The sequence below is a fragment of the Pantoea sp. X-Soil-ISGK-259 genome (assembly GCF_059730705.1).
In genome coordinates, this window is sequence record NZ_AP035986.1 from 4,009,657 (window position 1) to 4,021,451 (window position 11,795).

10 protein-coding genes are annotated in these 11,795 nt (G+C 56.4%); 7 read left to right on the plus strand and 3 right to left on the minus strand.

Going from position 1 to position 11,795, the window contains the following annotated elements:
• Positions 1-2: 2 nt before the first annotated feature.
• Positions 3-422, minus strand: coding sequence for a D-ribose pyranase (gene rbsD, locus AC6I77_RS19095; protein ID WP_003849483.1), 420 nt, complete (start codon positions 420-422; stop codon positions 3-5).
• Between the two features lie 182 nt (positions 423-604).
• Positions 605-1,012 carry a YgiW/YdeI family stress tolerance OB fold protein gene (locus AC6I77_RS19100; protein WP_003849484.1) on the minus strand — a complete coding sequence of 136 codons (408 nt, stop codon included), beginning with the start codon at positions 1,010-1,012 and terminating at the stop codon, positions 605-607.
• Between the two features lie 161 nt (positions 1,013-1,173).
• On the opposite strand from AC6I77_RS19100, the gene qseB reads away from it, so the two are divergent.
• Together qseB and qseC are read left to right on the plus strand one after the other, a co-directional pair.
• The gene (gene qseB / locus AC6I77_RS19105) at positions 1,174-1,845 is read left to right on the plus strand and encodes a quorum sensing response regulator transcription factor QseB (RefSeq protein WP_003849485.1); all 672 of its coding nucleotides are present in this window, start codon (positions 1,174-1,176) and stop codon (positions 1,843-1,845) included.
• Positions 1,833-3,188: a quorum sensing histidine kinase QseC gene (qseC, locus tag AC6I77_RS19110; protein ID WP_078805084.1), complete on the plus strand. Its 1,356-nt coding sequence runs from the start codon at positions 1,833-1,835 to the stop codon at positions 3,186-3,188. The genes qseB and qseC overlap by 13 nt, the downstream gene beginning before the upstream one ends.
• Positions 3,189-3,203: 15 nt before the next feature.
• On the opposite strand, the gene kup is transcribed toward qseC, so the two are convergent.
• Entirely contained in the window at positions 3,204-5,072 is a 1,869-nt protein-coding gene (gene kup, locus AC6I77_RS19115) for a low affinity potassium transporter Kup (RefSeq protein WP_003849489.1), read from the minus strand.
• A gap of 291 nt (positions 5,073-5,363) precedes the next feature.
• On the opposite strand from kup, the gene ravA reads away from it, so the two are divergent.
• The 5 genes from ravA to mioC all read left to right on the plus strand — a co-directional run bounded on the left by ravA (position 5,364) and on the right by mioC (position 11,687).
• Positions 5,364-6,860 carry an ATPase RavA gene (ravA, locus tag AC6I77_RS19120; protein WP_033743354.1) on the plus strand — a complete coding sequence of 499 codons (1,497 nt, stop codon included), beginning with the start codon at positions 5,364-5,366 and terminating at the stop codon, positions 6,858-6,860.
• The gene (gene viaA / locus AC6I77_RS19125) at positions 6,857-8,317 is read left to right on the plus strand and encodes an ATPase RavA stimulator ViaA (RefSeq protein ID WP_110410895.1); all 1,461 of its coding nucleotides are present in this window, start codon (positions 6,857-6,859) and stop codon (positions 8,315-8,317) included. Before ravA ends, viaA begins: the two co-directional genes overlap by 4 nt.
• 71 nt (positions 8,318-8,388) lie before the next feature.
• Positions 8,389-10,527, plus strand: coding sequence for a 5-histidylcysteine sulfoxide synthase (gene ovoA, locus AC6I77_RS19130; RefSeq protein ID WP_039658681.1), 2,139 nt, complete (start codon positions 8,389-8,391; stop codon positions 10,525-10,527).
• A 103-nt stretch (positions 10,528-10,630) separates the two neighbouring features.
• Positions 10,631-11,092 carry a transcriptional regulator AsnC gene (asnC, locus tag AC6I77_RS19135; protein ID WP_003849496.1) on the plus strand — a complete coding sequence of 154 codons (462 nt, stop codon included), beginning with the start codon at positions 10,631-10,633 and terminating at the stop codon, positions 11,090-11,092.
• A gap of 154 nt (positions 11,093-11,246) precedes the next feature.
• On the plus strand, positions 11,247-11,687 hold the full coding sequence (gene mioC / locus AC6I77_RS19140; RefSeq protein ID WP_003849498.1) for an FMN-binding protein MioC: 441 nt from the start codon (positions 11,247-11,249) through the stop codon (positions 11,685-11,687).
• Positions 11,688-11,795: the final 108 nt, after the last annotated feature.

The window sequence follows — 11,795 nt, forward strand, 5'->3', positions numbered from 1 at the left end:
CCTCAGAAGGTCACACCGGCGCTGAGGATGACATTCGCAAACGGAGAACACTCTCCGCTGCGAATGACCGCCTGACTACGCTGCGTTTGTTGTTTGAATTGTTCATGACTGGTGTAGCTGATGGTGATGATATTCCCCTGGTGCTGTTGCAAGGCTTCGAGCACAGCGACAAGCGCACTATGAAGTTGCGGATTATGCTGCTTAATCTCTTCCGCGATCAGGGCGCTCTCTACCTGCATCTCCAGTGCGACAGCATTCACCACCTGCATAAAATCGGGCGTACCCGGCGTGAGCGCTAAGTCGATACGCTGCGGTCCTGCCGGAATCGGCAAGCCTGCATCGGCAATCGTCAGCGTATCCGTGTGTCCCAGGCGGGCAATCACATGAGAGAGTTCAGCGTTTAACAAGCGACCTTTTTTCATCTTTTCACTCCACAGCGAAACGTTTCGCTGATGGGAGTGTATGAAAAGCCGCCATCAACTCAACGGGCAAAGAAGAAATCTGTGATCGCCATCGAAACGTTTCGCTCACGCGAGGGGAAATTTGCATTAAGGCGGGGAACGGGCAGAAAAAAGGGCCGCAAATGCGACCCTGAAGCAAAAGATTAAGGCAGCTTTTTAACCTGCTTAACGTCCATCTCAATGCTGTTGAAATCTTTATCCAGTTCACCCGTGAGCTCTACGTTATCTTTGGGCGTGATTGTCTGGCCGTTCCAGTGCTTGTGGTCGATTTCGACTTTCATTGTGCCGGTCTGGTCGCGGAACAGATAATCTTCTTTGCCGGTCTGTTTCTCCAGCTTGCCGCGCACGGTGATCCAGCTGTCATCTTTCATCTCTTCAGCCTGCTTCACGGTCACCACACTGGTGTGGTCTGCACTAAAGCCACCCTGTCCGGCTGCTGACTGTGTCTGTGTGGCTGGCGCGCTGGGATCAACAAATCCGCCCTGCTGCGCAGCGAAAACCGGGGCGGAAGCCAGCATAACGACGGCCAGAATTGCAGCATGCTTTTTCATGGTGTACCTCTTTTCAGTGGTGTTTTCGGTTTGAATACGCCCAGTTGACCACAGAGTTCTTAACAGCTTCTTAAGCGTTAAAAATAAGCGATTTTCGCCGAAATCAGCTGTACACCAGGGAAGTTGCTTCGTATAAAGCGCTATCGGAACAGGGAGACGTGATGCGTATTTTACTGATTGAAGACGATCGCTTAATTGGCGACGGTATCAAAGCGGGGCTAAGTAAGCTGGGCTTTAGCGTTGACTGGTTTATGTCTGGTGAGTCCGGCTTTAACGCGCTGGAGGCCGCACCCTGGGATGCGGTGATTCTGGATCTTTCACTGCCCGAGCGGGATGGACTCGATATCCTGCGGGAGTGGCGACAGCAGGGCAACGATGTGCCGGTACTGATACTGACCGCCCGCGATGCGCTCGATCAGCGGGTCAAAGGCCTGCAGCTGGGCGCTGATGACTATCTATGCAAGCCTTTTGCCTTAACCGAAGTGGCCGCTCGCTTACAGGCGCTGATCCGCCGCCGTCACGGCCAGCTGCAGCCCGAACTCCGTCACGGTAACGTGGTGCTGATCCCCGGCAGCCACAGTGTGATGCGCGAGGGTGAGACGATTGCGTTGAAAAGTCGTGAACTGGCGCTGCTGGAACTCTTTATGCGCAATCCAGGCCGGGTGCTGACGCGTAGCCAGCTGGAAGAGAAGCTCTACAGCTGGGACGCCGACGTCTCCAGCAATGCGGTGGAAGTGCATATCCATCATCTGCGTAAAAAGCTGGGCAGCACATTTATCCGCACGCTGCATGGCGTCGGTTATACGCTGGGGGCCGCCGAATGCGATCAATGAGTCTGTTTCTGCGGCTGGGCATCGGTTTTGTGCTGCTGCTCGGCCTCTGCTGGGCCAGTGCCAGCCTGAGTGCCTGGCATCAGACGCGTGAAACCCTGGATGAGCTCTTTGATACCCAGCAGATGCTGCTGGCTAAGCGTCTGCTGACGCTGGATTTCTCCTCGCTGGACAATACCACACTGCCCAGAACCAAAGAGATGCTGCGCCACCATCGTGGCGAACAGGATGATGATGCACTGGCCTTTGCTGTCTTCACGCGTGACGGCAGGCAGGTGATGAATGATGGCGACAACGGCCGTTATCTGCCGTTTGAGGCGGAGCATCAGGGATTTCATGAAGGGCAGCTCACCAATGACGACGATAGCTGGCGATTTGTCTGGCTGACCACGCCTGATAAGCAGTTCCGGGTGGTGGTGGGCCAGGAGTCGGAATACCGCGATGACATGACGCGGGATCTGATGAAGGCCAGCATGTTGCCCTGGCTAATCGCGCTGCCTTTAATGTTGCTTCTGCTTATCGGTCTGGTCTGGTCTGAACTGCGGCCGCTGAAGACGCTGGCAAAACAACTGGCGCAGCGTTCGGCCGATGATGATACGCCGCTACAGGCAGACCGCGTGCCAAAAGAGGTGCAACCGCTGATGGTCGCGCTCAATGGTCTGTTCAGCCGCATTAGCGCCATGATGCAGCGTGAACGCCGCTTTACCTCCGATGCCGCGCATGAACTGCGCAGTCCGCTGGCCGCGCTGCAGGTGCAAAGCGAAGTGATCCAGCTGACTGCAGATGACGAAGTCATGCGAACCCATGCGCTGCAGCAGCTGGATGCCGGGATTGTCCGCGCAACGCGGCTGGTGGATCAGCTGCTGACGCTCTCGCGGGTTGAAGCCGATGATGTGCGCAGCGCCTTCGAACCTGTGTCGCTGAAACGCACGGTGCAGGAGACGCTCGCCGCACAGCTGCCTCTGGCGGACAAAAACGGTGTGACGCTGCGCCTTCTCGCAGAGGCCGATCCGCTGATTCAGGGGCATCCGCTGTTACTGTCACTGCTGGTGCGGAATCTGCTGGATAACGCCATTCGCTACACGCCTGCGGGCAGTGAGGTTGATGTGCGGTTGCAGGCAAACAGCCTGTCGGTGGAGGATAATGGCGAGGGTCTGAGTGCAGCGGATCTGCAACGGCTCGGAGAACGTTTCTGGCGACCGCCGGGCCAGGAGAAGAGTGGTAGCGGGCTGGGATTGTCGATAGTCCGCAACATTGCCCAGTTGCACGGAATGCAGGTCACCTTCAGCCAGCGATCCGGCGGCGGATTATGCGTCACGCTGCGCTGGTCAGCGCCCGCCCCGTAAGGCGGACGCTGCAGATCAAATCTCGACCTGAGTGCCCAGCTCGATCACCCGGTTTGGGGGGATCTCAAACTGGTCTGGCGCACGGAGCGCATTGCGCTGCAGCGCCAGGAAGAGTTTGCCGCGCAGGCGCAGATACCACGGACGTTTGCCGATAATCAGCGATTCATGTGACATGAAGAACGACGTCTCCATCATGCGGCAGTTAAGACCTTCCAGACCGCAGCGGTGGAAAATCTCCTCGACGTTTGGCGTTTCGCGCCAGCCGTAGCTCGCCACCACGCGCCAGAAAGTCGGCGACAGCTGCTCAATAGTGACGCGACGCACGTTGTGCACGTAAGGCGCATCTTCAGTTCGCAACGTCAGCAGCACCACCCGCTCATGCAACACTTTGTTATGCTTGAGGTTATGCAGCATGGCAAATGGAATCACATTCAGTGCACGTGACATATAGACCGCCGTGCCCGGTACGCGAACCGGCGGCGATTTCTCCAGTGACGCGATCATTGCCTCCAGGGAGTTGCCATGTTCGTGCATACGGCGCAGCAGGCGGAAACGCTCGCTTTTCCACGTCGTCATAATGATAAACATCACCAGGCCGAGACAGAGCGGCAACCAGCCACCGGAGAAGATTTTCACCAGGTTGGCGGTAAACAGCGGCACGTCAATGCAGAGCATTAATACCAGGATGACGGCAACCGCCAGCTTGTTCCAGTGCCAGTTTTTAACCGCCACGGTGCAGGAGAGCATCGCCGTCAGCACCATGGTGCCAGTCACCGCAATACCGTAGGCGGCAGCCAGATTACTTGAATGCTCAAAGCTGATAATCACAATCAGCACCGCGAAATAGAGCACCCAGTTGATTACCGGAATATAAATCTGACCCGATTCACGCTCAGAGGTGTGGATGATGCGCATACCTGGTAGATAGCCCAGTCGCACCGCCTGACGCGTCAGCGAGAAGACACCAGAGATCACCGCCTGCGAGGCGATAACGGTGGCCAGGGTCGCCAGAATCAGCATTGGGATCAGCGCCCATTCCGGCGCCAGCAGGAAGAAGGGGTTTTTAATCGCTTTAGGGTCGCTGAGTAACAGCGCACCCTGACCAAAATAGTTCAGTGCCAGCGACGGCAGTACCACCGAGAACCAGGCCAGTCGAATCGGCACTTTACCGAAGTGCCCCATATCGGCATAGAGCGCTTCAACCCCGGTAATCGCCAGCACCACCGCGCCAAGCGCGAAGAATGAGACAGATTTATAGTGCACGAAGAATTCGACCGCATAAGCGGGATTCAGCGCATGCAGCACTTCCGGATTTTTCATGATGCCGCTGACCCCAAGGATCGCCAGCACAAGGAACCAGACCAGCATCACCGGCGCGAAGAGTTTGCCCACCATGCCGGTGCCATGTTTCTGAATCGCAAACAGCAGCGTCAGCACCGCAATCGACATCGGCACGATAAAAGGATCCAGCGACGGCGCGGCAATCTCCAGGCCTTCAATAGCGGACATCACCGAAATGGCTGGCGTGATCACCACTTCCCCATAGAAGAAGCTGCCCCCAATCAGGCCCATGATCACCAGTACTGCCGTGGCCCGCGCACCGGTATGGCGTCCAGCCAGCGACATCAGTGTCAGTATCCCGCCTTCACCGGCGTTGTCGGCACGCATCACATAGCTGATGTATTTCAGTGAGACCACCAGCACCAGAAGCCAGAAAATCAGCGACAGAAAGCCAAACACCGCTTCCCGCTCAACGCCGAAGCCAAACTGTCCGGAGAGACATTCACGCAAGGTATACAGCGGACTGGTGCCGATATCCCCGTAAACAACACCAATGGCGGCCAGCGTTAATCCGCGAAGTGACTGCTTATTATCCGAGCTCATAGAGTTATCTTTTGTTGGAGTCTAAGAGGCGCGAAAACCCCTCGCTCAGGCCATCAAAAAGCGCACAGTATGCACGGTTTAGCGAAAATTCCTATACCCGCTTCGCCTCGCTGGCAGGGTAACGGGGTCACTTCTGGCGATAAAGCGTTAATTAGCGTTGCTTTTAATCCAGGCAAACCTTCTGAAACAAAAAAGCTGACAGCTATCAACGCTTTCACGCATGATGATCTATAGAGTAAAGCGCTTGCTTAAGCGCGGCGGCCCGACGATCGTAAGGACAGTGAAGTGATTATGGCTCAACCCCATCTTTTGGCAGAAAGAATTTCTCGCCTCAGCAATGCGTTAGAAAAAGGATTGTATGAGCGGCATCATGCCATACGCCTTTGCCTGCTCGCGGCGCTGAGTGGTGAAAGTGTGTTCCTGCTGGGACCGCCAGGCATCGCCAAGAGCCTGATTGCCCGTCGCCTCAAATATGCCTTTCAGCACGCCCGCGCTTTTGAATATCTGATGACCCGTTTCTCCACACCGGAAGAGGTGTTTGGTCCGCTCTCCATTCAGGCGCTGAAAGATGAAGGGCGCTATCAGCGTCTGACCAAAGGGTATCTGCCCGACGCCGAGATTGTTTTTCTGGATGAGATCTGGAAAGCGGGGCCGGCGATTCTCAATACGCTGCTGACAGCTATTAATGAGCGCCGCTTCCGCAATGGCGACAGCGAAGAGACCATCCCGATGCGGCTGCTGGTCACCGCCTCCAATGAACTGCCGGAAGCGGATAGCGGTCTTGAAGCGCTCTATGATCGGATGCTGATCCGCCTGTGGCTGGATAATGTGCATGAGAAACAGAACTTCCGCAGCATGCTGACGCACCAGCAGGATGAGCACACCAATCCGGTCGCGGAGTCCCTGCGCATCAGTGATGAAGAGTATGCACAGTGGCAGCTCGGCATCAGCCAGGTCAGTCTGCCCGATGCGGTGTTTGAGCTGATTTATCAGCTGCGTCAGCAGCTGGAGAGCCAGCCCGCCGCGCCTTACATTTCCGATCGTCGCTGGAAAAAAGCGATTCATCTGTTGCAGGCCAGCGCCTTCTATAGCGGTCGCAACACCATTGCACCGATAGACCTGATCCTGCTGAAAGATTGTCTCTGGCATGACGTGGCGTCCATGCAACTGCTGGAGCGCGAAATCGACCTGTTAATGACGCAGCACGCCTGGCAGCAGCAACCGATGCTGATGAAACTGCAGCAGATCAAAGCTCGCCGCATGGCCCTCCAGCAACAGCAGAGCATCGCGCAGGCAATCACCCTGGAAAAACACAGCGGCATGTTCAGCCGCAAACCCCATTACGATCTGCCAGAAAGCTTTACCGATGAGCAACTGACGCTGATGCTGCAAAAACCGCTGATGCTGCATGACATGCAGGTAAGTCATCTGGTGATCGCGCGTGATGCCCTGAATCAGTGGCTGCAAAAAGGCGGCGAGGTTCGCGGCAGGCTCAATGGGATTGGCTTTGCGCAGAGCCTGGATTTACACGTGGATGCACAGCATTGTCTGGCTATCCGTGATGTCAGCCTGCAATCGTCGCGCCTGACACTGCCAGGCGTCAGCAGCAGCGAGCCGCTGCCCGGTGAAATCACCGACGCGCTGGATGCACTGGAGAGTGAACTGCGGTCGCAGCGACATCAGTTCAGTCAGCATCAGCGCTGCCTGTTTATCAGTGATGACTGGCTGGCGCGGGTTGAAACCAGTCTGCAGGATGTGGCGGAACAGCTGAAACAGGCGCGTAAATGATCTCAGTGGAGACGCTCAGCACACTGCTCTCAGTGGGGGAAACCGAACTGATTGAAGAGCTGATCATTGCTCTGCTGGCGTCGCCCCAGCTTGCGCTGTTTTTTGAAAAGTTTCCCGGGCTGAAGAAAGCGCTGCTGCGCGATGTACCGCGCTGGCGAGCCGAAATCACAGCCGATCTCAAAGCCACACCGGTTCCGGCCACGCTGGCCGAAGAGTTTCAGCTGTTCCAGCGGGTACAACTTCTCAGCGATCGTGACTTCAGCCACCAGCTGAATGCCACACTTCAGGCACTTGAAAGCCTGCCGTCCCCCTTTCTGGATGAAGCTAACCGGCTGCTGCAACATACCGATATCGCTCATCTCAGCAGCGCGCAGCACCAACTTTTTCTGCAGCGCTGGCGGCTGAGCCTGACCTTACAGACGCTGACGCTGAATCAGCAGTTGCTGGAACAGCAGCGCGAACGTCTGCTGGCGGAACTGCAGCAGCGCATGGCACTGAGCGGCCAGCTGGCACCGATTCTGGGCGACGATGATGAAGCTGCCGCGGGTCGGTTGTGGGACATGAGTAAAGCGTCACTGCAGCCTGGCGACTATCAGTTGATGCTGCAATATGGTGACTTTCTGGCTCAGCAGCCGGAGCTGCTGAAACTGGCCCAGCAGCTGGGTCGCAGCCGCGAGGCAAAATCGGTGCCGTCGCAGGATGCGCCAATGGAAGCTTTTCACCATCTGGTGCAGGAGCCTGCGTCCGTGCCGGAAGAGGTCAGCGGCATTCATCAGAGCGATGACGTGCTGCGTCTGCTGCCGCCGGAGTTAGCCGCGCTGAGCATCAGCGAACTGGAGCTGGAATTTTACCGGCGGCTGGTCGAGAAACGGCTACTGACCTACAAGCTGCAGGGCGATGCCTGGCATGAAAAGGTGACGATGCGTCCGGCCAGCCACCAGCAACATGAAGAGCAGCCACGCGGGCCATTTATCGTCTGCGTTGATACCTCCGGTTCGATGGGTGGCTTCAATGAGCGCTGTGCCAAAGCGTTTTGTCTGGCGCTACTGAAGGTCGCGCTGGCCGACCGTCGTCGCTGCTACATCATGCTCTTTGCCCATGAGGTGATTGGCTATGAGCTGACCGGTGATGACGGGCTGGAACAGGCGATTCGTTTTCTCAGTCAACGTTTTCGCGGCGGCACCGATCTGGCTGCCTGTCTATCCTCTGTTGTCACCCGAATGGAAGGCGCACTGTGGCAGGAAGCCGATGCGGTGATCGTCTCCGATTTTATTGCCCAGCGTCTGCCGGAAGAGGTGATCGGGGCGATTAAAAAGCGTCAGCGACACAATCAGCAACGTTTTCATGCCGTGGCGATGTCGACCCACGGGAAACCAGGTATTCTGCGCATCTTTGACCATATCTGGCGCTTCGATACCGGCATGAAAAGCCGCCTGCTACGCCACTGGCGCCGTTAAGTCATCTGACAGAAAAGCTTCTTTGCTATAGTAAATTACCGTTTCACTTACTCAGCAATCTGGAGCTTCCTGTGACGCTTGCTCAACCTCACCGCGATTTGCCTGCCCCGACGCGGACGTTATTGCTCTCCGGCCAGAACATAGAACAAAAACGTGCCGAGTTGCTGGCCTATTTTCATCAGACCTGGGAACAGTATGAAAGTCTGTTCACCTGTCTGGCCGATTCAAAGGCCTGGTTTACGAAAGCCATTCCGCTGCGCCATCCGTTGATCTTCTATTTTGGCCACACCGCTACCTTTTACATTAATAAGCTGATGGCCGGACGCCTTATCGACGCGCGTCTGGACGATCGCATCGAAGCAATGATGGCGATTGGTGTGGATGAGATGAGCTGGGATGACCTCAACGATAGTCACTACGACTGGCCCACTATCGAAGAAGTCCGTGCATACCGCGGGCGCGTTAAAGCGCTGGTCAGCGATCTGATCCAGACCATGCCGATCACGCTGCCACTCAGCTGGGAGAGCCCGGCATGGGTGATCCTGATGGGGATTGAGCATGAGCGTATTCATCTGGAAACCTCCAGCGTGCTTATCCGCCAGCTACCCGTTGAGTGGGTCAGACCACAGGCCGCGTGGCCGGTATGTCCGATGGCACGCCACCAGCGCGAGGCTGTTCCGGCCAATACCCTGCTGCCGATGCCTGGTGGCACAATTACGCTGGGGAAAACCGACGACACCTACGGCTGGGATGTCGAGTATGGCCGCCAGCAGGTTACGCTGCAGCCGTTCCAGGCGAGCAAAATGCTGGTCAGCAACGCGGAATTTCTGGCGTTCATTGAGGCAGGCGGTTATCAGGATGCCCGCTGGTGGGATGACGAAGGCTGGGGCTGGTGTCAGTTTGCCAAAGCAGAAATGCCCACCTTCTGGGTCGGCACGCCTGCGATGCCCGATCAGCTTAAACTGCGTCTGATGTGTGAAGAGGTCGCGATGCCATGGGACTGGCCTGCCGAGGTCAATCAGCTGGAAGCGGCGGCCTTCTGCCGCTGGAAAGCGAATCAGACCGGCATGAGTGTTCAGCTCCCCTGTGAAGCGGAGTGGGCTCAGTTACGCGAACAGGTCGCGGGCGATCAGCCAGACTGGGATCGGGCGCCGGGCAACATCAACCTGGCGTACTGGGCTTCCTCCTCGCCGGTCGACCTCTTCGCCCAGGGCGAGTTCTTCGATATCGTCGGTAACGTCTGGCAGTGGACGACTACGCCGACCAATGGCTTTGAAGGCTTCAACGTTCACCCGCTGTACGATGATTTCTCCACTCCGACCTTTGATGGCAAACATTCGCTGATCAAAGGCGGCAGCTGGATCTCAACCGGCAACGAAGCGCTGAAATCAGCCCGCTATGCGTTCCGCCGCCACTTCTTCCAGCATGCCGGTTTCCGCTACGTGGTTTCCAGCCATCAGGAGACGATGGCGCCGAACCCGTATGAATCTGACGCGATGGTGTCGCAGTACCTCGACTTCCAGTATGGCCCGCGCTATTTCGGTGTGGACAACTATGCCGAAAGTCTGGTGAAGCTGGCGCTGGACTACACAACAGCACGTGGCGAAGCCCTTGATATCGGCTGTGCCACCGGACGCGCCAGTTTTGAGCTGGCTCGCCACTTTGAACGCGTCACCGGGATGGACTACTCGGCGCGCTTCATTGATGTGGCGCTGCAGCTGGCCAGCGGCGAAGACTTCCGTTATCTGCTGCCACAGGAAGGCGACCTGGTGGAGTATCGTCAGGTTCGCCTGAAAGATTTCGCACTGGAGAGCGAACTGGCGCAGCGGATTCAGTTTGTTCAGGGGGATGCCTGTAACCTCAAACCTCAGCCTGGCCGTTACGACCTGGTACTTGCCTCCAACCTGATTGATCGTCTGCGCCAGCCTGCGCGCTTCCTGCGTGATGTCACGCCGATGCTGCGTCAGGGCGGTATTCTGCTGCTCTCATCCCCTTATACCTGGCTGGAAGATTTCACACCGAAAGAGAACTGGCTGGGCGGTGTACGTGAGAACGGTGAGGCACTGACGACGCTGCAGGCACTGCAACGTCTGCTGGCGGCCGACTTCGACCTGGTCGATGAACCGCAGGATAAACCGTTTGTAATCCGCGAAACGGCCCGCAAGTTCCAGCATACGCTGGCGCAGGTCACCGTCTGGCGCAAACGCTAAGTGAACCGGCAGCGGCGCCCGTCGCTGCCGGGAGTTGCCTGAACCGTTATTTTGCTGCACATTCACCGTTGTTTACTTAAGCAGACCCATAACGAGGATGGCCATGGCCGAACATCTGCAGCTCGATAACCTGGATCGCGGCATTCTGAATGCCCTGCTGGATAATGCGCGCACCGCTTACGCCGAGCTGGCAAAACAGTTTAATGTCAGCCCGGGCACCATTCATGTGCGCGTAGAAAAAATGAAGCAGGCGGGCATCATCCTGGGAACACGGGTTGATATCGATCCGCGCCAGCTGGGGTTTGATGTCTGCTGCTTTATTGGCATTATCCTTAAGAGCGCGCGTGACTATCCGGCGGCGCTGAGCAAGCTGGATGCGCTGGATGAAGTGGTTGAAGCCTGGTACACCACCGGCCACTACAGCATTTTTATTAAAGTGATGTGCCGCTCAATTGACGCCCTGCAGCAGGTCCTGATCAATAAGATCCAGACCATCGATGAAATTCAGTCCACAGAAACGCTGATCTCCCTGCAAAACCCGATCATGCGCACCATCAAGCCCTGATCCTCTATTCCTTGTGCATAATCTTATCCCTGACGAATGTGGCGGCTGACAACAGCTGCATTCGCTTCTTCTGATCTATTAACCCTGTTGTCCACAGGTGGATCACCGCTTGATCACAGCGTACAATGCTCGCCTTAATGTCCGGGAGAGCAAGATGGCCGATATTACCTTAATCAGTGGCAGTACTCTGGGTAGCGCAGAGTATGTGGCTGAACATCTCGAAGAAAAATTACAGGAAGCGGGCTTCTCAACCCAGATGCTGCATGGTCCGGCGCTGGATGAGGTGCCGCACGAGGGTATCTGGCTGGTGGTCTGCTCAACCCACGGTGCTGGCGATATTCCTGACAACCTTCTGCCCCTGTTCGAGGCCATCACGGAAAGCAAACCCGATCTCTCGCAGGTGCGGTTTGGTGCTGTCGGACTCGGCAATCATGAATATGATCTCTTTTGTGGCGCGATCCGCCAGATTACAGCGCTGTTAATTGCTCAGGGTGCCCGTCAGATCGGCGATCGCCTTGAGATTGACGTGCTGGAGCATGAGATTCCTGAAGATCCCGCAGAAGCCTGGCTGGAAAGCTGGAAAAACGCGATCTGAAGGGGGCTGGGGATCGCGAAATAGTTACGATCCCCAGTGGAAGATGCTGATTTTATCCTTTTCCCTCCTTTTATTTTGTGGATAACTACCCTGTTTTGTTGCGTATAA

Bases quoted from the DNA above. Each gene is read 5' to 3' on its own strand.
- viaA (WP_110410895.1), top strand. From the start codon at position 6,857: ATGATCTCAGTGGAGACGCTCAGCACACTGCTCTCAGTGGGGGAAACC.
- asnC (WP_003849496.1), top strand. From the start codon at position 10,631: ATGGCCGAACATCTGCAGCTCGATAACCTGGATCGCGGCATTCTGAAT.
- ravA (WP_033743354.1), top strand. From the start codon at position 5,364: ATGGCTCAACCCCATCTTTTGGCAGAAAGAATTTCTCGCCTCAGCAAT.
- rbsD (WP_003849483.1), bottom strand. From the start codon at position 422: ATGAAAAAAGGTCGCTTGTTAAACGCTGAACTCTCTCATGTGATTGCC.
- kup (WP_003849489.1), bottom strand. From the start codon at position 5,072: ATGAGCTCGGATAATAAGCAGTCACTTCGCGGATTAACGCTGGCCGCC.
- mioC (WP_003849498.1), top strand. From the start codon at position 11,247: ATGGCCGATATTACCTTAATCAGTGGCAGTACTCTGGGTAGCGCAGAG.
- qseB (WP_003849485.1), top strand. From the start codon at position 1,174: ATGCGTATTTTACTGATTGAAGACGATCGCTTAATTGGCGACGGTATC.
- AC6I77_RS19100 (WP_003849484.1), bottom strand. From the start codon at position 1,012: ATGAAAAAGCATGCTGCAATTCTGGCCGTCGTTATGCTGGCTTCCGCC.
- qseC (WP_078805084.1), top strand. From the start codon at position 1,833: ATGCGATCAATGAGTCTGTTTCTGCGGCTGGGCATCGGTTTTGTGCTG.